Annotated in this window: 22 protein-coding genes, 2 pseudogenes and 1 other annotated feature; of the genes and pseudogenes, 6 read left to right on the forward strand and 18 right to left on the reverse strand. The window is 44.5% G+C overall.

The window, feature by feature from the left end:
- Positions 1-24: 24 nt before the first annotated feature.
- Complete coding sequence (locus M0696_RS14790) at positions 25-1,764, reverse strand: diguanylate cyclase domain-containing protein (protein ID WP_166849605.1); 1,740 nt, start codon at positions 1,762-1,764, stop codon at positions 25-27.
- A gap of 294 nt (positions 1,765-2,058) precedes the next feature.
- Between M0696_RS14790 and rpsD the strand changes: the two genes are divergently transcribed.
- On the forward strand, positions 2,059-2,661 hold the full coding sequence (gene rpsD, locus M0696_RS14795; RefSeq protein ID WP_003223474.1) for a 30S ribosomal protein S4: 603 nt from the start codon (positions 2,059-2,061) through the stop codon (positions 2,659-2,661).
- 21 nt (positions 2,662-2,682) lie between these two features.
- Here rpsD and sr7p read toward each other — a convergent pair whose 3' ends face one another.
- The 3 genes from sr7p to acsA form a co-directional block, all read right to left on the reverse strand.
- On the reverse strand, positions 2,683-2,811 hold the full coding sequence (gene sr7p, locus M0696_RS21020; RefSeq protein WP_261311406.1) for a small protein SR7P: 129 nt from the start codon (positions 2,809-2,811) through the stop codon (positions 2,683-2,685).
- Between the two features lie 132 nt (positions 2,812-2,943).
- Positions 2,944-4,212 carry a tyrosine--tRNA ligase gene (gene tyrS, locus M0696_RS14800; RefSeq protein ID WP_248602100.1) on the reverse strand — a complete coding sequence of 423 codons (1,269 nt, stop codon included), beginning with the start codon at positions 4,210-4,212 and terminating at the stop codon, positions 2,944-2,946.
- A gap of 50 nt (positions 4,213-4,262) precedes the next feature.
- Positions 4,263-4,500: a binding site (T-box leader), on the reverse strand.
- Positions 4,501-4,554: 54 nt separating this feature from the next.
- Positions 4,555-6,273, reverse strand: a complete 1,719-nt coding sequence (gene acsA, locus M0696_RS14805) for an acetate--CoA ligase (protein WP_248602101.1) — start codon at positions 6,271-6,273, stop codon at positions 4,555-4,557.
- Positions 6,274-6,432: 159 nt separating this feature from the next.
- Between acsA and acuA the strand changes: the two genes are divergently transcribed.
- Genes acuA through M0696_RS14820 form a run of 3 tightly spaced genes read left to right on the forward strand, consistent with a single transcriptional unit; the run spans position 6,433 to position 8,899 of the window.
- Positions 6,433-7,065 carry an acetoin utilization protein acetyltransferase AcuA gene (gene acuA / locus M0696_RS14810; RefSeq protein WP_248602102.1) on the forward strand — a complete coding sequence of 211 codons (633 nt, stop codon included), beginning with the start codon at positions 6,433-6,435 and terminating at the stop codon, positions 7,063-7,065.
- A gap of 26 nt (positions 7,066-7,091) precedes the next feature.
- Positions 7,092-7,736 carry an acetoin utilization AcuB family protein gene (locus M0696_RS14815; RefSeq protein WP_222143344.1) on the forward strand — a complete coding sequence of 215 codons (645 nt, stop codon included), beginning with the start codon at positions 7,092-7,094 and terminating at the stop codon, positions 7,734-7,736.
- Positions 7,733-8,899: an acetoin utilization protein AcuC gene (locus tag M0696_RS14820; RefSeq protein WP_222143345.1), complete on the forward strand. Its 1,167-nt coding sequence runs from the start codon at positions 7,733-7,735 to the stop codon at positions 8,897-8,899. Before M0696_RS14815 ends, M0696_RS14820 begins: the two co-directional genes overlap by 4 nt.
- A 9-nt stretch (positions 8,900-8,908) precedes the next feature.
- On the opposite strand, the pseudogene motS reads toward M0696_RS14820, so the two are convergent.
- The 13 genes and pseudogenes from motS to M0696_RS14885 form a co-directional block, all read right to left on the reverse strand.
- Positions 8,909-9,635 (reverse strand): annotated as a pseudogene (motS, locus tag M0696_RS14825) (flagellar motor protein MotS).
- Complete coding sequence (gene motP, locus M0696_RS14830) at positions 9,625-10,443, reverse strand: flagellar motor protein MotP (RefSeq protein WP_222143424.1); 819 nt, start codon at positions 10,441-10,443, stop codon at positions 9,625-9,627. The pseudogene motS and the gene motP overlap by 11 nt, the downstream one beginning before the upstream one ends.
- A 63-nt stretch (positions 10,444-10,506) precedes the next feature.
- Positions 10,507-11,511: a catabolite control protein A gene (gene ccpA / locus M0696_RS14835; RefSeq protein WP_075747104.1), complete on the reverse strand. Its 1,005-nt coding sequence runs from the start codon at positions 11,509-11,511 to the stop codon at positions 10,507-10,509.
- Between the two features lie 275 nt (positions 11,512-11,786).
- Positions 11,787-12,863, reverse strand: coding sequence for a bifunctional 3-deoxy-7-phosphoheptulonate synthase/chorismate mutase (locus M0696_RS14840; protein ID WP_003223454.1), 1,077 nt, complete (start codon positions 12,861-12,863; stop codon positions 11,787-11,789).
- A 237-nt stretch (positions 12,864-13,100) separates the two neighbouring features.
- Positions 13,101-13,427, reverse strand: a complete 327-nt coding sequence (gene ytxJ, locus M0696_RS14845) for a bacillithiol system redox-active protein YtxJ (RefSeq protein WP_166849585.1) — start codon at positions 13,425-13,427, stop codon at positions 13,101-13,103.
- 23 nt (positions 13,428-13,450) lie between these two features.
- Positions 13,451-13,906 (reverse strand): YtxH domain-containing protein, encoded by a 456-nt coding sequence (locus M0696_RS14850; RefSeq protein WP_166854612.1) that lies wholly within the window; start codon positions 13,904-13,906, stop codon positions 13,451-13,453.
- Between the two features lie 30 nt (positions 13,907-13,936).
- A complete protein-coding gene (locus M0696_RS14855) occupies positions 13,937-14,359 on the reverse strand; it encodes a DUF948 domain-containing protein (RefSeq protein WP_166849582.1) in 423 nt (140 codons plus the stop codon).
- A gap of 162 nt (positions 14,360-14,521) precedes the next feature.
- Positions 14,522-15,820 carry a UDP-N-acetylmuramate--L-alanine ligase gene (gene murC / locus M0696_RS14860; RefSeq protein ID WP_166849579.1) on the reverse strand — a complete coding sequence of 433 codons (1,299 nt, stop codon included), beginning with the start codon at positions 15,818-15,820 and terminating at the stop codon, positions 14,522-14,524.
- A gap of 249 nt (positions 15,821-16,069) precedes the next feature.
- A complete protein-coding gene (locus M0696_RS14865) occupies positions 16,070-18,934 on the reverse strand; it encodes a DNA translocase FtsK (RefSeq protein WP_222143346.1) in 2,865 nt (954 codons plus the stop codon).
- 158 nt (positions 18,935-19,092) lie between these two features.
- Positions 19,093-19,698 (reverse strand): YtpR family tRNA-binding protein, encoded by a 606-nt coding sequence (ytpR, locus tag M0696_RS14870; RefSeq protein WP_222143347.1) that lies wholly within the window; start codon positions 19,696-19,698, stop codon positions 19,093-19,095.
- Between the two features lie 15 nt (positions 19,699-19,713).
- On the reverse strand, positions 19,714-20,523 hold the full coding sequence (locus tag M0696_RS14875; RefSeq protein ID WP_166849553.1) for a DUF1444 domain-containing protein: 810 nt from the start codon (positions 20,521-20,523) through the stop codon (positions 19,714-19,716).
- A 14-nt stretch (positions 20,524-20,537) separates the two neighbouring features.
- Positions 20,538-20,861: a thioredoxin family protein gene (locus M0696_RS14880; RefSeq protein WP_166849549.1), complete on the reverse strand. Its 324-nt coding sequence runs from the start codon at positions 20,859-20,861 to the stop codon at positions 20,538-20,540.
- A 39-nt stretch (positions 20,862-20,900) separates the two neighbouring features.
- Positions 20,901-21,018 (reverse strand): annotated as a pseudogene (locus M0696_RS14885) (hypothetical protein).
- A gap of 77 nt (positions 21,019-21,095) precedes the next feature.
- Here M0696_RS14885 and M0696_RS14890 point away from each other — a divergent pair.
- Positions 21,096-21,542: a YtoQ family protein gene (locus tag M0696_RS14890; RefSeq protein ID WP_166849546.1), complete on the forward strand. Its 447-nt coding sequence runs from the start codon at positions 21,096-21,098 to the stop codon at positions 21,540-21,542.
- A gap of 56 nt (positions 21,543-21,598) precedes the next feature.
- On the opposite strand, the gene M0696_RS14895 is transcribed toward M0696_RS14890, so the two are convergent.
- Positions 21,599-22,672 carry a M42 family metallopeptidase gene (locus M0696_RS14895; protein WP_166849543.1) on the reverse strand — a complete coding sequence of 358 codons (1,074 nt, stop codon included), beginning with the start codon at positions 22,670-22,672 and terminating at the stop codon, positions 21,599-21,601.
- Positions 22,673-22,830: 158 nt separating this feature from the next.
- Here M0696_RS14895 and M0696_RS14900 point away from each other — a divergent pair, with 158 nt between their 5' ends.
- A complete protein-coding gene (locus tag M0696_RS14900; RefSeq protein ID WP_166849540.1) occupies positions 22,831-23,148 on the forward strand; it encodes a PepSY domain-containing protein in 318 nt (105 codons plus the stop codon).
- The last annotated feature ends 31 nt before the right edge of the window (positions 23,149-23,179 follow it).

A 23,179-nucleotide genomic window follows, 5' to 3' on the forward strand; every position in this document is an offset into this window, starting at 1 on the left:
AACTGATATTGTTTTGGGCTTTTTTTATTTTATTGATTCGTGAATCATCAAGCGGTTTTTCCCGCTTCGTTTTGCGCTGTAGAGCGCTTCATCAGCCTCATGCACAAGCTCTTTCAGAGACTTTCTTGTTTCTGCCGTCCAGCAGGAGATACCGCATGAAATGGTCACCTCGGGTTTCGTGTTTTTTCTGACCGCATAAACCAATCGCTCAGTAATCCGTTTACCCACCGCAACCGATACATTCGGCAAATAAATGGCCAGCTCTTCGCCTCCCCAGCGGGCGCCTACATCATGCTTGCGGATGTTGCATTTAATCACCGAAGCGACTTGAATTAAAATCTCGTCCCCAGTCTGATGACCGTACGTATCATTTACATTCTTAAAATTATCAATATCAACAAGAATAAAGACACCCTTTGGGTGGATTTTCATGCTATATTGAATTTTTTCATCTAAGTACACCCTTGAATACAGTTCAGTCAGCTGATCTGTTTTCACGAGATGCTCAAGGCGGTCGCGGAGCATTGAGTTGGTTACAGCCAATGTTGTGTGATGAATCAGCGCTTGAAACAGTTTGTACATTTCAAATGTAAAAGCGTACAGTTCCTGCTTCAATAAAACTGCAAAGCCTAACAGCCTGTCATTCTCAATCATCGGAGCGGCCATCAGCGAGCCGTAGCCGGCCTTTCCAAAAACAGACTGGCCATTTCCGATGAAAACCCCTTTTTCACCTTCATACAGCTTTTCTTTCAACTCATGATAAAAATCAGATGGCTTCTCTTCTTTAAAAAACGCTGTGCTTCCGGGGAGCAATGTTAGCTTTTCAAAATGGTCTATATGAAAAAACCCCACTTCTTCAGCCTGAAACGATTCTGCCATTCTTACAGCCAGATCATTCATCGTATCGGGCAGTGTCAGCCGCTGATTCAGGCGGCGTGTCGTTTCATTGATCAATTCCAAATTCGAGATGCTTGCTTTGGATTGTTCATAGAGCTGGGCATTTTCAAACGCTTTTCCCGCAGCGTTTGCTATCAGCGACATTTCATCAAGGTAGACGTCAGTAATAAAACTGCCGCCCGTTCCTTCAGCCATCAACACCCCGTACGTTCCCTGCTGTCCTTTAATCGGAATGTAGGCGGCAGATTCATTTTTCCGCAAAGTATCCCCGGACAAGTATACTTTGAGAGCAAAGGAATCGGATTTTTCCCCTTCCATATACAGCTCTTTTGCGGGAACACCTAAACATTGATCTTGGTCGTGCGAAATAAACAATGAAAACTCAAAAAGAGAAAACGTGCGTGTCAAGCTTTCTAAAAGCTGCTTCAGCACCTCTGTCTGATCAAGCAGTGAATGGAACAGCTCTGTCATTTTGTATATCTTTTTTTGATAGATCGTTTTGATATAGAGTCTTTCCTGTTTCATTGACTGGTTTAAAAATGAAGCAACCACGTCCGGAAGCCCTTCAGGAATCTCTCCATCCTGCCTGCATGTAAGATGAAAGCGTCTGCCGGAGCCGTCCTCAATCATATAAAATGAAGCGTTTATTTTCGAAGCGGAAAAACGTAATTCTTCATCTGCCAGGTTTGCAGCAGAGTCAGATGGTGACGGTGTAAGCGAAACACAAAGGGATGAAAAATAGGTTTGAATAGCCGAAGTCAGCCATAGTAATGAATCGGTGAATGAGACTTTTTCAGATTTGGTTAGCAAAAAATCGAGCATATGATAATGAAAGGCGGATAATTGTTCTTTTGTTTGTTCTACCATGTTTTTATCACCTAAGAGTTTACCACTAATTTTTGTTTATTATATCATAAACGTCAAAGCAACAATGGAGGAATGGTTGACTTCAAAACAAATAAATTATATAATGACCTTTGTGTGAAATATTGCAGCCTTTTTGTTCAGCTTCTATGTTTTCATTTTGTTCCTTATCCATAAGGTGTATCGTGTAACTCTCTGCTGCTGGAGCGAGGATACATGAAAACAAAATGTACATGGTCGAATAGAGCAGACGGTTTTTATTTTCCACAAAAATAAAACCAAAGGAGGAGTCACATTATGGCTCGCTATACAGGTCCATCTTGGAAACTGTCCCGCCGTCTAGGAATCTCTCTTAGCGGTACAGGAAAAGAATTAGAAAAACGCCCTTACGCTCCAGGTCCACACGGTCCAGGACAACGTAAAAAATTATCAGAATATGGTTTGCAATTGCAAGAAAAGCAAAAGCTTCGTCACATGTACGGTGTAAACGAACGCCAATTCCGCACTTTGTTTGACAAAGCTGGCAAACTAGCTGGTAAACACGGTGAAAACTTCATGATTCTTTTAGATTCTCGTCTTGATAACGTTGTGTACAAGCTAGGTTTAGCACGTACTCGCCGTCAAGCTCGCCAATTGGTTAACCACGGTCACATTCTTGTAGACGGAAGCCGCGTTGACATCCCGTCTTACCAAGTAAAACCTGGTCAAACAATCGGTGTTCGCGAAAAATCAAGAAACCTTTCTATCATCAAAGAATCTGTTGAAGTGAACAACTTCGTTCCTGAATACCTTACTTTTGATGCTGAAAAGCTTGAAGGTACTTTCACTCGTCTTCCTGAGCGTTCTGAACTTGCTCCGGAAATTAACGAAGCGCTTATCGTTGAGTTCTACTCTCGTTAATCGTTTTAAAAACCCCTGCCGCTATGCGGTCGGGGTTTTTTTATCGTCTGTTTCGTCATTTGCCTCTTGCTGGCCAACACTATCTCGCGCCTGCTGCTCCCAATAATCCCGCTGAAGCCTTTCTTTTGCAATCGTAAACATGAGATTCACGGTGAGCGCTCCTTTCTGTTAAAAGGTGGTGATTGATCGTGTTTGCCCTATCTAATATACTCTTTTCCTGTCATTCCTATGCGCTAAACAAAAAAAGATCCTTTACCCTAGCGGCAAAGGATCTTTTTTTGTTTATTTATACGTCACAAGGAAGTATTTTTTCTTCCCGCGGCGCAGGACCGTAAATTGGCCTTCGATGCGGTCTTCATCCGATAAGATATAATTCAATTCCGTCTGGCGTTCACCGTTAATATAAACAGCTCCGTTTTGGATGTCTTCACGGGCCTGGCGTTTAGATGGAGATAATGTAGATTGCACCAATACATCTACAAGTGAAAGCTCTTGGCTGCTGTCAGCTTCCATAGATGGAACATCTTTAAAGCCGACTTTAACGTCTTGGGCGGAAAGCTCTTTAATATTGCCGCTGAACAACGCTTGGGAGATGTTGATAGCTTGCTCCAGCGCATCACGTCCATGAACGAGCGCTGTCACTTCTTCTGCCAGGCGTTTTTGCGCTTCACGCTTTTCAGGCGCCGTTTCTGTTTTTTCAGCGTATGCTTCAATTTCTTCTTTTGATAGGAACGTAAAGTATTTTAAGTATTTGACAACGTCACGGTCATCTGTGTTGATCCAGAATTGATAGAATTCATACGGCGATGTTTTTTCCTTATCAAGCCAGATAGCGCCGCCTTCCGTTTTTCCGAACTTCGTGCCGTCTGCTTTTGTGACAAGCGGAATCGTAAGGCCAAACGCTTTTGCTCCTTCTTCTTCTGATTTTCTGATCAGTTCAAGACCCGCTGTGATGTTTCCCCACTGATCGCTTCCGCCGATTTGCAGCTTACAGTTTTTATCTCTGTACAGATTTAAAAAATCATAAGATTGAAGAATCATGTAGCTGAATTCCGTGTATGAAATGCCGGATTCAATTCTTGAGCTGACCGTGTCTTTTGCCAGCATGTAATTGATGCCGAAGTTTTTACCGACATCACGAAGGAAGTCGATCACATTCATTTTGCCGATCCAGTCAAAGTTGTTCGCAATGACAGCAGGATTTTCTGCTGCGTCGAAATCTAAAAATCTGGACAGCTGGTTTTTAATTTTTTGGGACCATTCGGATACGATGTCAGCAGTGTTTAATGTACGCTCCGCTTTTTTTCCGCTCGGATCGCCAATGAGGCCCGTCGCGCCGCCCACAAGCGCAATTGGATGATGCCCCGCAAGCTGGAAACGGCGAAGTGTTAAAATAGGCAGCAGGTGTCCGATATGCAAGCTGTCTGCTGTCGGGTCAAAGCCTGAGTACAGGCGGATTTTTTCTTCATTCAGCTGTTTATTTAATCCTTCTTCATCCGTCATTTGCTGAATCAATCCGCGGAAGGATAAGTCTTCAAGTAAGTTTGTCATAAGATAAAGCTCCTTTTTTGATTAAAATAAAAAACGCCCCTTCGTTTACACGAAGGGACGATTGATTATCGCGGTACCACCCTACTAATAAGAGAATGCAAAACATTCGTCTTATCACTTTGCCTGATAACGGATCAGGTCCGTTCTTTCACTACTGAAAGCCTGGCCGGCTTTGTTTGCAAAAGCGGTTCATGAGTGTATTCGATATATCCGTCTGTGCTGATTTTCACCGGCCATCAGCTCTCTGGAACGTAAGGATATTCTACTTGTCTCAATCTTTACCTTTTCATATGAAGCTATATCATTTTTAACATAAATAAAATCCCGTGTCAACGTCGCCTTTTAATCCTCCATCGTTGACAGATCTCCAGCCGGCAGATTGAGCTCCCACGCCTTCAGCACACGTCTCATGATCTTTCCGCTCCGGGTTTTTGGAAGCTTATCTTTAAATTCAATTTCACGCGGTGCCGCATGGGCTGCAAGACCCTGCTTTACAAATAGACGGATCTCTTCTTTCAGTTTATCAGACGGCTCAAATCCTTCTCGGAGTGCGATAAAGGCTTTAATGATTTCTCCCCGTACCGGATCAGGCTTTCCGATTACGCCTGCTTCTGCAATGGCCGGGTGCTCGACAAGTTTGCTTTCCACTTCAAATGGGCCGACGCGCTCACCGGACGTCATAATGACGTCATCGACTCTGCCCTGGAACCAAAAATATCCCTCATCATCCATGTAAGCAGAATCCCCAGAGACATACCAGCCACCCGGCATGAAATACGATTCATACTTTTCAGGGTTATTCCAAATGGTATGCATCATGGAAGGCCAGCCCTTTTTAATGGCGAGATTGCCCATTCTGTACGGCGGAAGCTCGTTGCCCTGATTGTCAACGATTGCTGCCTCCACACCGGGAATCGGCTTACCCATTGAGCCCGGTTTAATATCCATGCAAGGATAGTTGCAGATGAGCTGACTGCCCGTTTCTGTCATCCACCATGTATCATGGATTCGTTTGTTAAAGACTTTATGCCCCCATCTGATGACTTCTGGATTTAACGGTTCACCGACACTGAGCACATGCCGGAGTGAGGTTAGATCATATTTCGCAGCCATCTCATCTCCCGCTCCCATCAGCATTCGAAACGCGGTCGGCGCGCTGTACCAGACATTGACGCCAAGCTTTTCAATCGTTCCATACCAGCTTTCCGGGCTGAAACGGCCGCCGACGATGACATTTGTCGCTCCGTTCAGCCACGGTGCAAAAATGCCGTATACCGTACCTGTCACCCAGCCCGGGTCAGCTGTGCACCAGTAAATGTCTTCTTCCTTTAAATCAAGAACCCACTTCCCTGTCTGATATTGCTGAATCATCGCTTCATGGACATGAAGCACACCCTTTGGCGTTCCAGTAGAACCAGATGTATAGTGAAGCAGATAGCCGTCTTTTTTGTCCATCCATTCGACATCCAGTCTTGTGCTTTCCTGCTCAGCTGCTTCATCATAACTGATGATGTTTGTGCCGCTCTCAGCCTCTCCGCCGACTACGAATATATGCTGTAAATGAGGCAGTTTGTCAGCCGGTATTCTCTCCAGCAGCTCAGGCGTTGTGACAATAACCTTCGCTTCGCTGTTTTCAAGCCGGTCCTTCACCGCCCCCTCCATAAATGCTTCGAACAGCGGCCCAGCGATGGCGCCAATTTTGATGGCGCCAAGCATAATAAAATAAAGCTCGGGTGATCTCGGCATAAAAATAAAAACGCGGTCCCCTTTTTCCACATTTCCATACCGTCTCAGCACATTCCCGGCTCTGTTTGATTCTTCCTTCATTTCTTTAAAAGTGTATTTTTCATCCCGATTTGCGTCTTTATAATAAAGCGCTACTTTGTTTTTTCGAAACGATTCGGCATGGCGGTCAATCGCTTCATACGCCGCATTCAGTTTCCCTGTCTCATGCCAGGAGAAATGTTTCTCTGCCTCGGCCCAATCAAAATGTCGGTACGTTTCTTCATAATTTTTTAAATGATGATCCCCTTCCACTGCTGGTAACGCTTTCAAATTCATGCCCAAACATCCCCCTTTGCTGAAGTTGTCACATTTATTATAGTATATATTCATATTCTTCTCAATTTTTAAAATATAAACCATGTTGAAAACGCTTTATAATTTGTTATTCTTAAAGAAGGCATGTATTTTTATAAGAATTGATGGGACGGTGGATCAGTGGAACATCATAAAACATACCATTCAGCAAACATCAAAACAGCAACCGGCTCCTTACTGATAGAAGGGCCTGTCTCTCCAGAGGATTTGGCAGGTTACGAGTTTCATAACGATTTAACCGCATTTCGCCCGCCCCGTGAGCAGCAGGAAGCGCTAGTCGACATTGCCGGCCTTCCCGAAGGGCGCATTATCATTGCCAGAGACGGCCGAACGATTATCGGCTATGTGACGTATTTATATCCTGACCCGCTCGAAAGATGGTCTGAAGGAAATATGGAGGATTTGCTTGAGCTCGGGGCCATTGAGGTGGCGCCGGCCTATCGGGGATGTTCTGTCGGAAAGACGCTTCTAACCGTCAGCATGATGGATGAGCAAATGGAAAACTACATCGTAATGACGACGGAATATTACTGGCATTGGGATTTAAAAGGGATGAAAAAAGATGTGTGGGAATACAGAAAGCTCATGGAGAAGATGATGAATGCAGGCGGATTGGTCTGGTTTGCGACGGATGAGCCTGAGATCAGCTCCCACCCTGCAAACTGCCTGATGGCACGCATCGGAAAAAACGTCAGCCAAGAATCAATTGAACAATTTGACAGGCTCCGTTTTTATCATCGTTTTATGTATTAACTGACACTGACAAAGGGGAAAAAATAATGATTGTTGAACAAATCATGAAAAGGGATGTCATTACATTAACGAAGACGGATACGCTTGAAACAGCAATATGCAAACTGAAGGAATTCCATATCAGGCATCTGCCTGTCGTAGATGAAGACTGCCATGTGATTGGCATGATTACAGACAGAGACATGAAACAGGCCAGCCCGAGTATTTTTGAAGAAAGCAAACGAAGCCGATTTCTCACACGAAGCGTAGATTCTATTATGAAAAAAGATGTCGTCTGCGCCCACCCGCTTGATTTTGTCGAAGAAATATCTGCTGTTTTCTACGAGCATGGCATCGGCTGCCTTCCAGTGGTGCAGCATCAAAAATTAATAGGCATTTTGACGAAAACGGATTTATTGCGGACATTTGTCAAATTGACAGGCGCTGACCAGCCGGGATCGCAAATTGAAATAAAAGTAAACGATATCACCAAAAGCCTCACGGAAATCAGCAGCCTTTGCCAAGACCTCCAAGTAAAAATATTAAGCGTGCTTGTCTATCCGCATGACGATCCCGGTGTAAAAGTGCTTGTCTTCCGTGTAAAAACGATGAATCCGCTGCCGTTTTTGCAGGAATTACAAAGAAATGGACACCACGTCGTCTGGCCGTCAGAGCAAAGGGATCTGCTATGAGAGACAGTGTATTTATCTATTCTCCATCGTATCAAACCTATATGTTTCATCAGGAACATCCCTTTAATCAGCAGCGGGTTCTGTTAACATACGATTTACTCAAGACGATCAATGCCTTTGATGATGGAGACATTGTCAGACCCAGACTCGCGGAAGAAGAAGAGCTTGCTCTTGTCCATACGGATGATTACATCCAGGCGGTCAAGCTTGCGGGCGCCGGAAAGCTTCCCGCTGAAGAAGGAGAAAGCTACGGGCTCGGTACAGAAGATACACCCGTCTTTGCCGGCATGCACGAAGCGGCATCACTCTTAGTCGGCGGCACCTTAACGGCCGCAGACTGGGTGATGTCAGGACAAGCCCTGCATGCTGCTAACCTTGGAGGAGGCCTACATCACGGCTTTCGAGGGAGAGCTTCAGGGTTTTGCATATACAACGACAGCGCTGTGGCGATTCAATATATCCAGAAAAAATACAGAGCAAGAGTGCTCTATATTGATACGGACGCCCACCATGGAGACGGTGTGCAATTTACATTTTACGATAACCCTGACGTATGCACGCTGTCCATTCATGAGACAGGAAGGTATTTATTCCCCGGAACCGGCCAGATCCAGGAAAAAGGCAGTGGAAAAGGATATGGCTATTCCTTTAATATCCCGCTTGACGCTTTTACAGAGGATGATTCTTTTCTAGAGGCTTACCAGACAGCAGCTTCCGAAGTCGCTGCTTATTTCCAGCCGGATGTCATTATCAGCCAAAACGGTGCCGATGCCCATTACTATGACCCGCTGACACATTTATCAGCAACAATCAACATATACGAAGAAATCCCCCGGCTTGCACACACTTTAGCGCACCAATATTGCGGAGGAAGATGGATTGCAGTGGGAGGCGGCGGCTATGATATTTGGCGTGTCGTGCCCCGTGCCTGGGCCAGAATATGGCTTGAAATGAAGGGAATTGATCCAGGAAACGATATCCCGCCGGAATGGATCGCTAAATGGCAAAAACAATGCCCCGTCACCCTTCCGTCCAGCTGGAGAGATCCAGCCGATTTATATCCTCCGATTCCCCGCAAGCCAGAAATTACAGAGAAAAATGCGCAAACCGTCAGCAAAGCATTATATGCGATACGATCCGAGCAGCAGCAGAAAACAAAATAAAAACGACCTTTACGAAGAGGTCGTTTTATTTTTTGATGACGATTTCCACACGCCGGTTTTCCTTCATATGTTCGTTTGTCTTGTTATCCTTTACAGGCTTTGTATCCGCATAACCGACAGCGATAAAGCGCTTCGAGGGAAGTTTTTCCTTTGATGTGAAATATTGAATAACACCGCTTGCCCGTGCTGCTGACAGCTCCCAGTTAGACGGGTATCGGTATGTCGAGATGTTTCGGCTGTCTGTATGGCCCTCCACCTGAATGTCATTTGGAATTGTTTGAAGAAGAACGGCAATTTGGTGAAGAAGTGTTTCAGCATTTTTCAGCACCTTTGCCTCACCTGAATCAAACAGCACAGCCTCCTGCAGAACGAGCACGACACCGCGTTCATCCCGTTTGGCTGTCATTTGGGCCTTCAAATGATTGTCTTTTATATATGTATTTACTTTCTTGAGAAGCTGATCCTGCTGATCCTCTTGCTTCTTCGCCTCAGCTGGCGAGGCAGCCTTTTTTTCTATGGACGTTTGGTCCGGCTGAAGCCCGCCGCCTTCCTTTTGGATCGAATCGACTGCCGCTTTAAATTTTTGCAGATCGATTTGGGACATGGAAAAAAGTAAAATAAAGAACACAAGGATCAAGGTGATCAAATCTGAAAAGGTGACCATCCAGTTGGATGATGATTGGCTGTTTTTCCCGCTTCGATTCCTTCTGTCAAAACGTTCTCTTCTAAGCTTCATGTACAGATCCCTTTTTTGTTTTTACTTGATTTGGCTGCTTCCGCCATTCTTCCCGGGAGCTGAAAACGACGAGCTGGCTTTCGAGATTACGAGGATTTTTTCCGGATTGGATTCCGATAATGCCTTCCACCATTACCTGCTTGATGAAGATTTCACTTTCTGTTTTTTCTTCGAGCTTAGCAGCAATCGGGTTGAAGACCATGTTTGCCAGCAATGAACCGTATAAGGTAGTCAGAAGCGCAACGGCCATATTCGGTCCAAGCATATGCGGATCATTTAAGTTTTTGAGCATCAGCACGAGCCCGACGAGTGTTCCGATCATTCCCCATGCCGGAGCAAATTCTCCCGCTTTTTCAAAAACACGCCGTCCTTTGCGGTGCCGTTCCTCCATTGCTGCGATTTCTGAATCCATGACAAGCCGAATCGTTTCTTCATCCCAGCCGTCAATTGCTAAAAGCAGCCCTTTTTTCAAGAATGGATCTTTGATTTCCCGAGCCTGATCATCCAATGATAAAAGCCCGTGTTTACGCGCGTGATCGGAAAGAGAGACAAAGGTTTTCACAAGATCTTTCACATTGTCTTCCTGGCGGATAAATGCCTGCTTTAATACAAATGGCGCTTTTTTCAGCTCTCTCGGCGGAAAACTGATAAAAACAGCGGCGCAAAGTCCCCCTGTTACGATGAAGAAAGAGGTCAGATCAAGAAAAGAGCGGAAACCGCTTACTCCCGACCCCGAAATAATTCCGATAACAATAATAATTGTTCCTAACACAAAACCAACAGGTGTAAGATAATCAAAACGTTTCATCATTTCTCCCCATGAAAAAAGCAAGAATTCACCTTAGAGGTGAAGCTTGCTCTCTTGTTTTTCTTATGACTTGGTTGACTTTCTTAGTTCTATACGGTGCGGCAGTTCGACGATATGCTCTTCAACCGGCTCTTTATTCATGAGCTTCGTCAGCAGTCTCATCGCAACGGCGCCAATATCATATGTCGGCTGAACAACTGTTGAAAGCTGCGGACGAACCATGAGGCTTAATCTCGTATTATCAAAGCCGATAATCTCAAGATCCTCAGGAATGGATAAGCCTTGATCCTGAGCCGCATGGATAATGCCAAGAGCCATTTCATCAGTTGCAGAAAGAATGGCTGTCGGTTTTTTGTCCAGGCTCATCAAATGCTGCAGCGCTTCAAGTCCGGAATCATATGTGTAATCCCCTTCAGCGACAAATTGTTCATTAAACGGAAGATTCGCTTCTTCAAGCGCGCGTTTGTAGCCTTGCAGTTTTTTCGAGCGGTTGATCGGTTCTGTCATTGGTCCGGAAACGAATGCGATATCTGTATGTCCTTTATCAACCAAAAGCTTCACTGCATCATAAATCGCCTGTTCGTAATCGATTGCGACTGACGGTGTTTCCTCCTGCTCTTCTACAGAAGCGGCAAGTACAATCGGCACTGGTGAACGCTTAAATTCCGCAACATGCTCGTCTGTAATGTTTCCGCCCATAAACACGATGCCATCCACTTGTTTGCCGAGCATTGTGTTTAACAGGTGAAGCTCTTTCTCCATGTTTTGGTCAGAGTTGCTTAAAATAATATTGTATTTATACATTGTCGCGATATCTTCAATTCCGCGCGCAAGCTCTGAATAGAAAATGCTTGAGATATCGGGAATGATGACACCTACAGTTGTTGTTTTTTTGCTCGCCAAGCCTCTTGCCACCGCGTTTGGACGGTAGCCGAGACGGTCAATAGCTTCCAAGACTTTTTTCCGCGTTGTCGGTTTTACATTCGGGTTGCCGTTCACGACACGGGAAACAGTTGCCATGCTTACATTAGCTTCTCTCGCTACATCGTAGATCGTAATATTGCTCATCCTAAAACCACTCCTTTTACTGGATACACTTATCCTTATCTATAGCATAAACACTTTATGTAGAGAAATGTCATAATGTCCGAATTTATGTCGTTTATGATTTGTAAGCGTAAGTCAGTAGTGTACATTATTTTTCATTATTCATCAAATTTATATACTTCTCATGAAATTATACACGTTTTTATAGATGATGAAAACGTATACTTGGATTTTATAACTAATTAAACGAGAAAGCATAAAAAAAAGCCGCAGACGCGGCCTTTTGTATTGTTCAATTAAGCGTTGACTTTCACCATAGGTTTCAGTTCATTCAGCCATTTTTCGAATTCAGGAATCGCCATTTGCTGAGCAGAGTCAGAAAGTGCGACTGACGGATCAGGGTGAACCTCAGCCATTACGCCGTCTGCACCGATTGCTAAAGCGGCTTTAGCTGTCGGAAGCAAGAGGTCGCGGCGGCCGGTTGAATGCGTAACATCAACAAAAACAGGCAAATGCGTTTCTTGTTTCAAAATCGGTACAGCAGAAATATCCAGTGTGTTTCTCGTTGCTGTTTCGTATGTTCTGATACCGCGCTCACAAAGGATAATTTGGTCATTTCCTTGTGACATAATGTATTCAGCGGCATTGATGAATTCAGAGATCGTTGCAGCAAGTCCGCGCTTCAGAAGCACTGGCTTTTTCACTGCGCCGGCCGCTTTCAGCAACTCGAAGTTTTGCATGTTGCGCGCTCCGATTTGAATGACATCAATGTAGTCCAGCGCTTCTTCGATATGAGCCGGAGTTACAATTTCACTGATCACTGCCAGATCAAATTCGTCCGCTACACGTTTTAAGATTTGAAGGCCTTCAACACCAAGCCCTTGGAAATCGTATGGGCTCGTACGAGGCTTAAAGGCTCCTCCGCGCAAAATTTTAATTCCTTGTTTTTTCGCAGCTGCAGCCACTTCAGCCACCTGCTCGTAGCTCTCTACTGCACATGGGCCGACAATGAATCTTTGCTGGCCGTCTCCGATTTTTTCACCTTTGATATCTACAATTGTATCTTCAGGTTTTTTCTTACGGGAGACAAGCAGCGCTTTGCTGTGATCTTCTTCCTGAAGCTCTAAACCGGCTTTGAATATCTCTTTAAAAATGTGCTGGATGGTAGAATTTTCGAACGGCCCGTCATTGTTTTCAATGATATTGTTTAACATTGTGCGTTCTCTGACAGGATCAAATCGGTTGACACCCTGTGCTTCCTTCGCTTTACCGATCTCTTTTACAACATTTCCGCGTTCGTTGATTAATTTTAAAATTTGTAGGTTTAATTCGTCTGCTTTCTGCCTTAAAAGCTCCAATTCTGTGTTGCTCATTATTTTCATCCTTTCCCTGCACATTCATTTTTTTATTTTGTAGTTATCATGCATCTTACTATAAGTAATTCCAAATGGAAATACTGAAATACAAAAAATTTTATAAAAACGCTACTTTATTACCCAAACGCTTTTAAGTGATAAAGTAATCTATGAAGCTATCCTACATGATGTGAGGGCAATGTTCAAGGGTTTTTTCAAAAAAAAAAGCGCCAGAAAGTATCCGGACGCTTTTTTCTATGATAAATGCTGCTCAATGGCCGCTTCTGTAATTTGTGAATGTGAGGTATGCCATTTCACTTCACCGTTTTGGATGACGAAAACCTGAGGGCTTTCGTGCTTTATGCTGTATGTTTCTGCGATGAAATTTGACAGCGGCCGTGCTTCTTGTACTTGCAGATAGTAAGCCGGCACATCCTCATGCTGATTTGCAAAGGCATTAAACTCATGAAATGCTGCCTGGCTGATCGGGCATGTAGTACTGTGTTTAAAGAAGACGAAAGTGCCTTCCTGTTCTGCAATGCGTTTAAATTCTTCCTCAGATTGAATAAGTTGTTTTGCCATGATTCAAGATCTTCCTTCCCGGCTCAGCGGTTGATATGCTCAGCCTGCTTTTGTGCATCTTTCAGTTCGTCTTTTACATCTTCTTTCGCTTGAAGGACTTGATCTTTTGTTTCGTCTGCCGCCTGCATCGCTTCTTCTCTCATCTCTTGCATATCAGTTGATGAATCTGTTTTAGCAGATTTGGAACGGTCTCTTAAATCCTTCACCTTGTTCATGATCTGCCCTGACTGATCCGCTACAAGCTGTGTAATGTTGGATGTTTTGTCTTTTGCAATGCTGACATATTGCGTGCCTTTTTCCTTCGCATCTGCTGTCATTTTGTCAGTTTTGTCCCGTAAAGCAACAGCTTGGCTGCCGAGATCGTCGCGAAGTTCTTTGCCTGATTTAGGCGCTAGGAAAAGAGCGGTAGTGGCACCGATGATTCCCCCGATTAAAGTTCCGATTAAAAAATCTTTACTATTAATTCCATCTTTACTCATCATTATTCCTCCTCATAGTGTTTTTTTCTCTTACAGGGTTGATTTTTTCTTTTGCTTCCATTTCTCCCACATTTCCATTGCTGCTTGGCCCCATGTGACAACTTGATTGATCTTGTCTTGATTTTCTCTTACTGATGCCGATACAGACCCTGCCGCCTGTTTCATGGATGTATTGAACTGCTGTACAGAAGTTCCCACCCCTTGAACAGCATGAACGACCGTGTTCAGCTTTTCTGATTTTTCCTGAATATCTTCAGCCAGGCGGTTGGTCTTATGTAAAAGCTCGGCTGTTTCAGTTGTAATGCCTTTCATTTGTCCCTCCAGCCCCTCGAGAGTGGATGCGACGTGTTTTAGTGTCAGCTGCAGTGACTTCAATGTTTTAGACAAGTAGATCACTAATACCAGAAATGCGACTGCGATCAGTGCAACGCTTAAATAAAGAATAATAATCATCTCAAACCTCCTTGCTGCAGGATATACTGCTGTTTACCCGTTTTCTTCAATCATAAACATGTGTACTGGGCTGTATACATATTATTCTCCACTATGTAGGAAAATCCTTTAACAAGCTTTTCCATCAGATAAATAAAAAGCAGTGAGATCACTGCTTTTTTATTATGCCATAACGTTTTCGTAGGCTCTCATATATTTTTGGATATCTCCTGCTCCCATAAAGATGAGAACGGCTTTTTCATGAGCTTTTAAAACAGATGTATCATCTTCTTCAATCAGCTTAGCGTTATGAATTTTTCCTTGCAGGTCGCCGATTGTCAGCTTTCCTGCATTCTCCCGGGCTGAGCCGAAAATATCGCATAAATACACACAGTCAGCCCCGCTCAGGCTTTCTGCGAATTCGTCAAGGAATTGCTGCGTCCGCGTAAATGTATGAGGCTGAAATACCGCGACGATTTCACGATCAGGGTATTTCTGTCTTGCCGCCTCAATCGTCACTTTTATTTCTGTCGGGTGATGAGCGTAATCATCTATCAGCACTTGATCCCCGAGCTGCTTCTCATTGAATCTGCGTTTGACGCCGCCGAATGATTTGAGGGCATGCTTAATGATGCTGGAATCAATTTCTTCATAATGGCATAACGCGATGACCGCCAATGAGTTTAATACATTGTGGTGGCCGTACGCAGGAATATAAAACGTATCATAGAATGTATTGCGGACAAATACATCGAAAGTTGTCCCTTCCGTGCTTTTTACGATGTTTCTGGCTTGAAAATCATTTTCTTCCCCCGTGCCGTAATACACAACCGGGACGTTCGCATGGATTTTCGGCAGGTGCTCATCGTCTCCGCAGGCAATAATCCCTTTGTTGACTTGAAGAGCCATCTCTTGGAATGCATCAAACACATCGTCAATGCTTGAGAAGTAATCAGGATGGTCAAAATCAATATTCGTCATGATTGCGTAGTCTGGCTGATAGCTTAAGAAATGGCGGCGGTATTCGCACGCTTCAAACACAAAGTATTCACTGTTTTCATTTCCCTGGCCTGTTCCGTCCCCGATTAAGAAAGACGTCGGTTTTGCGTTTTGGATCACGTGAGCCAGCAGACCCGTAGTCGACGTTTTGCCGTGTGCGCCCGTAACAGCAACACTAGTGAATTTTTTCATGTAGTCGCCTAAAAACTTATGATAACGTATCACCGGAATTCCGTCAGACACGGCTTTTTCAATTTCAGGATGCGTGTCTGGGAATGCGTTTCCGGCGATGACTGTCATGCCGGGTTTGATATTATCCGCGCTAAATGGAAGAATCGTAATATTTCTTTTTTCAAGCGCTGTTTGCGTAAAAATAAATTTTTCGATATCCGATCCTTGGACAGTATATCCATTATCATGAAGTATTTGGGCAAGCGGACTCATACCGGTCCCTTTTATTCCAACAAAATGATAAACAGTCATAATTGTACCTCCAACAAACGTCTATCTGTTCCCCAGTATATGACGCTCATTTCAATTTGCGACCGCGGCGGCTGAAAAGCCGCACTTAGCGGCGTATTTTATATGTTTTGTTATGTTCAGTATCCGGTTATTTCTTTCCGTTTAAACCTAGATATCAAGATTAATCTATGCACATCTGCTGTAAAGCGGCATAGCTGTTAAATGCTCTAAACACTATCATACCATGTTTAGTGTGAAAATGAACCTATATTATTCTTTTATTAAATCACTTGCTGTGATCAGCACCTCACGAGGCTTGCTTCCTTTTGCCTCAGAGATCATGCCTTCCGCTTCCATCATATCGATCAGCCTTGCCGCGCGATTGTACCCGATTCTGAACCTTCTTTGCAGACTTGAAGTACTCGCGCTGTTTTGCTCAACAACAAATTCACACGCTTCGTAAAACAGTTCATCCTCTTCTTTCAGGGCTGACCCCTGTCTTACAAGCTCTTCTTGTTCAAATAAATAGGTTGGCGGCATTTGTTTTCTGACGTGGGAAACAACGCGGTCGATTTCGCGGTCCGACACAAAGTTACCTTGCAGGCGGACAGGTTTTCCCGAGCCGTTTTCCAAAAAGAGCATATCCCCTTTTCCGAGAAGCTTTTCTGCACCGGCGATGTCAATGATCGTGCGGGAATCAACTTGGCTTGAGACAGAAAATGCGATTCTCGTCGGGATATTCGCCTTAATTAGACCGGTAATGACATCGACCGACGGCCGCTGAGTTGCGACAAGCAGATGAATTCCGCACGCTCTGGCTTTTTGGGCGATCCGGGCAATGCTCTCTTCTACATCATTTGGAGCCACCATCATCAAATCAGCAAGCTCATCAATAACCACAACTAAATACGGAAGCTTTTCGCCCGTGTGGTGATCAGCGGTTAATTGATTAAAGCGGTCAATGTCGCGGACACCTGAATGGGCAAACAGCTCATAGCGCCGCTCCATTTCCTCAACAACCCATTTTAAAGCAGCGGTTGCCGCTTTAGCGTCAGTAATGACCGGGCTGACAAGATGAGGAATTTTGTTGTAAGGGGCCAGCTCTACCATTTTCGGATCAATCAGCAGCACCTTTACCTCACTCGGATCGGCTTTATAAAGCAGGCTGACTAATATTGTATTGATGCACACGCTTTTTCCCGAGCCCGTAGCACCGGCAATCAATCCATGCGGCATTTTCTTTAAGTCGATAACGACTGGATTTCCTGAGATATCCAATCCCAGCGCAGCCGTGAGCGGTGACTTGCTTGTCCTGAAAGCTGAGCTGCGAATCATCTGGCGCAAATCAACCACCTTGCTCGAGCGGTTCGGCACTTCAATTCCGATTGTGTTTTTCCCAGGAATCGGCGCTTCAATCCGAATATCTCTTGCAGACAGGCTGAGTTTAATATCATCAGATAAATTGGTGATTTTATTCACCTTTACGCCTGGTTCAGGATGCACTTCAAATCTTGTAACAGACGGACCCTGGGTCACATGGACCACATTGGCGCGGACATTGAAATTTTTCAGGGTCAAATCAAGAAGCTGACGCTGTTCTTCGATCCACGCAGTATCGTCCTGAACTTGCGCTGGCGGGACATCAAGCAGTGAGACATTCGGAAACACATAGCTGCCGCGGCGCTCCTCTGCTTTTTGCTGCTTATGCGTATCTCTTTTCAGCATCATGACATTAAAAGGAACGGACGGCCCTTTTTGAGGAGATGCGCTTCGTTCAGCCCGTTTCTCCTGCATGACAGGCCTTTTTTGCGGCTCCTCTATAGCTGGTTGTGTTCCGTTCGCACGCATTTCCTGCGGATTTTCAGGGGCTGCAGCAAACGGTCCGGAATCCCGCTCCAAGCCGTCATTCTCAACCGATTCTGTATGGCTGTCTGGCTGAACATCTATCTTCGCGTCCTCAGTTTCTCCCGGGATGTCGTACTGATTATTTATTATGCTGTCTGATGGCTCTTCTGATTCTTTGGCATCAGTTTCTGCTTGAGTCATAGCCTCAGATGATGAATACTCATGATCTGTAAATAAAGAAGGCTCTTTCTGTTGAATTTCCATTTGCTCTTCTTGAACAGATAGGGTCTCAGAAGCTTCTGCCGAGATTTCGTGATAATTGTTTACAGAGCTGTCTGACGGCTCTTCTGCTACTTCGGCCTCAGATACTGGATTTGTCAGAAATTCAGATACTGTTTGCTCTTCATTTTGTTCACCGCGGAACACAGGCTCTTCTACTTCCTCTGACTGTTGTTCCTTTTGTTCTTCTAGAGTCTCATCCGTTGCAGGCATGATGTCTTCACTGCCTGTAAGGTCTTCTTGTGTCTCAGCCACCGTATCTGCCAGTGTCTCAGGCGCTGTTTGCTCTTCATTTTGTCCTTCAGGGAAGAAAGGCGTCTCTTTTTCCGCCTCAATGCTAGCAGATGGCACTCTCTTGTTTGACCGCTCTTCGGCTGGGCGCTGCGCCAGCGCTTCTTCATGCCCTTCAGCCGTTCCGTTTAAGATGCCAGAAGGCTGTTCTTCGAATTGACTAACCGCTTCTTTTTTGGACTGCGCCGGTATGTCTGGCGCAGGATAGCCGCGTTCACGTTCGATCTCTTCTGACAGTAGAGTGACTTTCTCTTTTACAGATTTGTCCGGTGCCTTCAATGTTTCAGAAGGCTGTTTCGGCACATCCTTTTTGACGGATGGTTTTTGATTGAAACCATATATAGGCGAAGGGATATTTGTCGGTTTAAACGGTTTCTTCGCCGGCTCTGATGTTTGATATGTATGCTGCTCTTTTTCACCTTTGGAACGTTCCCTGTATGGTGCAGCGCTTGGACGAGGCGCGGGTTTCGGTTCGTCCGATGGTGCACCGCGGCGCCTTCTTAAGTCTTGATTTTTGTATCCGTCAGGCACGATCGGAAAACGGAACTTGCCTTTTGGATATTCATAATATATTTTAGGATCTTCCAACCTTTTTAATTGTCCTTCAGGATGATGATGTACTTCTTGTTGCTGCGGCATTTGAGCGGGTTTTGTCTCCCGTTCAGCCTTCTCTTCGCTCTCGCCTAAAAACAAATCAAAAAATTTATGAAGCCAACTCATAATTTATCTCTAACTCCCTTATAGTTTTCTGGGACGGTTTTTAGTATACCATTGCTGGTCGGCCCAGAAAAGATTAAGCTTTCAGCAAAATAAAGCCGCTAAACAAGGGCTTAGCGGCTTTTCACATGATTCGTTTTTTTGGGCGGATTTATGGGAGTCTAAAACTGAAATGCATCTCCCGCTTCATGGTCTCCTTCTAACACCAGAATTCCTTTTTCAGCAGGTGCATCCGGCAAAGCGAGCTCTTTTGCTGAGCAGATCATTCCGCTTGACGGAACGCCGCGAAGCTCGGCATCCTTAATAACAAGTCCGCTCGGCATCACAGCGCCTACTTTGGCAACAACAACTTTTTGGCCTTGGTCAACGTTAGGCGCGCCGCAGACGATCTGAAGCGTTTCTTCTCCTACATTGACTTTACATACGCTTAATTTATCCGCATTCGGATGTTTTTCTTTTGATTCCACATATCCCACAACAAACTTCGGAGATAAATCAACGACTAATGTTTCTTCAACGCCGTTTCTGTTTAGAATCTCATTCACATCTTGCACGAATGTTTCTGAGAGCGCAACAGGGCCGTTTTCATCAATGGTCAAGTAAGAAGATGCATTGAAAATGTTGAAGCCCGTGGTTTCCTTTGTTTCGTTATTGAACATTTTGGAGACGTCGCCATGTTTTTCATAGCCTATTTGTTCGCGTGTCACGTCTTTAAGAGAGATCAGAAGCGTGTCTCCTACACCTTCTTTATTATAAAAAGCGTTCATAAGTAAAAATCCTTTCTAATCCTTTTTCGGACGGCTTTTCGCCAGGATGAACACCGGTTCCAGCTTTCCTTCATTGTACAAAAATGAAAGGGCGGTAATCGGAACGGTGCCGCCTGCAAAGAAGCTCATCGACATTTGTCCTAGAATATCATACCCCGATTCATTCCGGATGTCAGCAAGAATCAGCACGTCCTGATGAGGAACAGAGATCGCCAGCTCACCTTCTGCACGTTGCTTGTATTCATTTAAAATCGCTTCGTTCAGAATCCGGCTGGCGTCGTAACCGTCGTTTGCTCTGAAGAAATAAAAGTAATTGCCGGCAACCGTATCCTCTTTGACAACCGTCGGCAGGGAACGGAGATTAAATGCAGCCGTCTCTCTGATCCGCTCTTTTGTCCAGTTTTCCTTCTCGAGCATGCGCTGATCAATTAAACGATAGGTTTTCCCTAGATCTAGCGCGTAATAAATTCTTGTCTCTGCGGTATGATCATCATAAATGAGCGGAATATCTTCGCTGGACTTGTCCGGGAAAGAAGTTGAGCGGATAACCGGATAAATGCGGCTTTCTTTTCCGGTCATTTCCTGAGCCTTCCCTTCCATTGCCGTCATTGCTTCGGAGACATAGTACACAATCTCATCAATGGCTTCGTCTTTTTTCAGTTCCCATTTTGCAATAATTGGCGGCAGGTCGAGCGTAATTCCTTTTTTGGTCGTTTGATCCTCAACACGGAGGGTGTCTTTTTCTCTGTCAAACAGAAAGGAGCGATTCTCGTGCTGAAGGCGCTGTTTCAGTATATCTGACAGCTTCCTTGAGGTCATTTTCAAACCGATGTCCTCCTTTACGCTTTAGCGAGAGAGTCTGTTAAAAACTTTTCAATTTCTTCTTTCGTTTTGCGGTCTTTGCTCACAAAACGATTTACTTCTTTTCCTTCATTAAAAACCACAAAGCTTGGGATGCCGTAAATTTCCCACTCTGCACACGTATCAATGAATTTGTCGCGGTCTACGTAGTAGTAAGTGAATTCAGGGAAGTTCGCTTCCAGTTCAGGCAGAAAAGGCTCTACAAAACGGCAATCCGGGCACCAATCTGCTGAAAACATAAATACCGCCCAATCATCCTTTACCGCTTTTTCCAGCTCTTGTGTTGATTCAATTTTTTTCATTTCATATCCCTCCAGTTGTTTATGTTCTTACATGTTGGTTTATCGATACTCGTCCATTTGGATCATACCAAACTGCTTGCGGCAAAACCACTTATATGCAACGAATGAAATATGTAAGATTGGCTTTCCCATTATCATTATCATATTTCATTTGCATTATCAAGCTCGTTTCGTTTAACATCTTGTACATGAGGGTAAAATTTACAGATGGACATACATAAGGAGGGATTCAGTATGGAGTTTATCGTCTATTTAGCAGGAGAAATCCACAGCAATTGGCGCGAGGAAATCAAAGAGAAAACAAAATCACTGAAGCTGCCGATTACGTTTGTCGGGCCGATGGAGAATCATGACCGATCAGACAATATCGGAGAAGAAGTTATGGGCGTTCAGCCAAACGCCGTTTTGAAGGATGACAAAGCCTCTGACATGAACAACTTCAGAACCGCCGTCTTGATGAATAAAGCAGACTTTGTGATCGCCCTGTTTGGCGAAAAATACAAACAGTGGAACACGGCAATGGATGCATCATATGCAATCGCAAAAGGAAAACCCCTGATTATCATCCGGCCGGAATCGCTCCACCATCCTTTAAAAGAGCTTTCCAACAAAGCAAATATAACGGTTGAAACCGTGAATCAAGCCATTAAGGCCCTTTCCTATGTATTTGAAACAGAATAAGAAAAAAGCTTGTCGATCCGGGCTTACTGCCCCGTTCAACAAGCTTTCATGTAATCCTACATATTTTCTTTAATTGCATCCACCGTCTGCTTATCGCAGGCTGTTACAAGTTTGATGAGCATTTCTTTAGCAGCAGCATAATCATCAATATGAATGATAGAAGCGTTCGTATGAATGTAGCGGGAACAAATTCCGATAACTGCTGAAGGAACACCGCTGTTCGAAATATGAACTCTCCCTGCATCTGTTCCCCCGCCTGATACAAAATATTGATATGGAATATCATGTGATTCCGCCATATCAAGAACAAATTCTCTCATTCCGCGGTGCATGACTGTCGTTCTGTCAAGAATCCGGAGCAAAAAGCCTTTTCCAAGCTGGCCAAATTCATTTTTGTCACCGCTCATATCGTTTGCCGGACTTGCGTCAAGCGCAAAAAACAAGTCTGGTTTAATCATATGGGAAGCCGTCTGCGCGCCTCTCAGCCCCACTTCTTCCTGAACCGTAGCACCCGCATAAAGCGTGTTCGGAAGTTCTTTTCCGTGCAATTCTTTCAGAAGTTCAATGCTCAAGCCGCATCCATACCGGTTATCCCACGCTTTTGATAAAATTTTCTTTTCATTTGCCATCGTCGTAAATGGACAGACAGGAACAATCTGCTGCCCCGGTTTTATGCCAATTTTGATAGCGTCTTCCTTATCATCCGCTCCTATATCGATCATCATGTTTTTGATATCCATCGGGCGATTTCGCTGAGCATCTGTCAGCAGATGCGGCGGTATGCTTGAAATCACACCTGGAATCGGCCCGTTATCAGTTTGAATTTCAACTCGCTGTGCAAGCAGCACCTGGCTCCACCAGCCCCCGAGTGTCTGGAATCTGAGCAGCCCGTTGTCTGTAATGGATGTGACCATGAAGCCGACTTCATCCATATGCCCGGCTACCATGATTCTCGGTGCGCCCTCTTCGCCTTTTCTGACTCCGAAAACACTTCCCAGTCTGTCCTGAACGATGTCATCGGCATATTTAGCAAGCTCCTGCTTCATAAAAGCACGAACCTGATGCTCATTGCCCGGCGCGCCGGGAAGCTGCGTCAGTGTTTGGAAAAGCGCTTTCGTTTCTTGATTCATGTTTTCCCCTCATTTCTATGTAGTCCTTTTATTTTATTAGAAAAAATCAAGTTTTCCAAGCACCCTGACCGAATCTGCTCAATCAGCCGCGTATTGCTTAACAGGATTTGGCGGTTTCTGTATAATGAAAAGTACGATCAACCAGGAGGTGCTTTATTTTGAAATTGCGTCATCTTCTTTTAGGAGCAGGACTTGGCATTTGTACGGCAGTCGTTGTGAAACAATATGTGATGAAGCCTTATATTTCTTCAGAAAAAGCGCTTCGAATCGTAAAATCCGCTTTTAAGCAGCGGGGGCCGATTGACGGATCATGGATTTACACCCAGCCCGAGCCTTACAAATTGAACGGAGAAACGGTACAGGTGTACAAAACCGGCATTACACGATCAGCTTTCGGAGAATTAGAGCAGTATGAGGTCATGGTGGATGCGAAAACGGGGGAAATTGTAGATGTTATTGATACAATCGCCTCTTAATACCGGACAAGCGTAAAATAAAAGCCGCTGC

The sequence above is a fragment of the Bacillus rugosus genome, assembly GCF_023238245.1.
GTDB classification, from domain to species: domain Bacteria; phylum Bacillota; class Bacilli; order Bacillales; family Bacillaceae; genus Bacillus; species Bacillus rugosus.

What these genes read in the sequence shown, in the direction of transcription:
- M0696_RS14840 (WP_003223454.1), bottom strand. Translation starts at nt 12,863, where the DNA reads ATGAGCAACACAGAATTGGAGCTTTTAAGGCAGAAAGCAGACGAATTA.
- M0696_RS14880 (WP_166849549.1), bottom strand. Translation starts at nt 20,861, where the DNA reads ATGAAAAAAATTGAATCAACACAAGAGCTGGAAAAAGCGGTAAAGGAT.
- tyrS (WP_248602100.1), bottom strand. Translation starts at nt 4,212, where the DNA reads ATGACAAACTTACTTGAAGACTTATCCTTCCGCGGATTGATTCAGCAA.
- ytpR (WP_222143347.1), bottom strand. Translation starts at nt 19,698, where the DNA reads ATGAACGCTTTTTATAATAAAGAAGGTGTAGGAGACACGCTTCTGATC.
- M0696_RS14790 (WP_166849605.1), bottom strand. Translation starts at nt 1,764, where the DNA reads ATGGTAGAACAAACAAAAGAACAATTATCCGCCTTTCATTATCATATG.
- M0696_RS14815 (WP_222143344.1), top strand. Translation starts at nt 7,092, where the DNA reads ATGATTGTTGAACAAATCATGAAAAGGGATGTCATTACATTAACGAAG.
- M0696_RS14820 (WP_222143345.1), top strand. Translation starts at nt 7,733, where the DNA reads ATGAGAGACAGTGTATTTATCTATTCTCCATCGTATCAAACCTATATG.
- murC (WP_166849579.1), bottom strand. Translation starts at nt 15,820, where the DNA reads ATGACTGTTTATCATTTTGTTGGAATAAAAGGGACCGGTATGAGTCCG.
- M0696_RS14890 (WP_166849546.1), top strand. Translation starts at nt 21,096, where the DNA reads ATGGAGTTTATCGTCTATTTAGCAGGAGAAATCCACAGCAATTGGCGC.
- ccpA (WP_075747104.1), bottom strand. Translation starts at nt 11,511, where the DNA reads ATGAGCAATATTACGATCTACGATGTAGCGAGAGAAGCTAATGTAAGC.
- ytxJ (WP_166849585.1), bottom strand. Translation starts at nt 13,427, where the DNA reads ATGGCAAAACAACTTATTCAATCTGAGGAAGAATTTAAACGCATTGCA.
- M0696_RS14850 (WP_166854612.1), bottom strand. Translation starts at nt 13,906, where the DNA reads ATGAGTAAAGATGGAATTAATAGTAAAGATTTTTTAATCGGAACTTTA.
- acsA (WP_248602101.1), bottom strand. Translation starts at nt 6,273, where the DNA reads ATGAATTTGAAAGCGTTACCAGCAGTGGAAGGGGATCATCATTTAAAA.
- M0696_RS14855 (WP_166849582.1), bottom strand. Translation starts at nt 14,359, where the DNA reads ATGATTATTATTCTTTATTTAAGCGTTGCACTGATCGCAGTCGCATTT.
- M0696_RS14895 (WP_166849543.1), bottom strand. Translation starts at nt 22,672, where the DNA reads ATGAATCAAGAAACGAAAGCGCTTTTCCAAACACTGACGCAGCTTCCC.
- rpsD (WP_003223474.1), top strand. Translation starts at nt 2,059, where the DNA reads ATGGCTCGCTATACAGGTCCATCTTGGAAACTGTCCCGCCGTCTAGGA.
- M0696_RS14865 (WP_222143346.1), bottom strand. Translation starts at nt 18,934, where the DNA reads ATGAGTTGGCTTCATAAATTTTTTGATTTGTTTTTAGGCGAGAGCGAA.
- motP (WP_222143424.1), bottom strand. Translation starts at nt 10,443, where the DNA reads ATGAAACGTTTTGATTATCTTACACCTGTTGGTTTTGTGTTAGGAACA.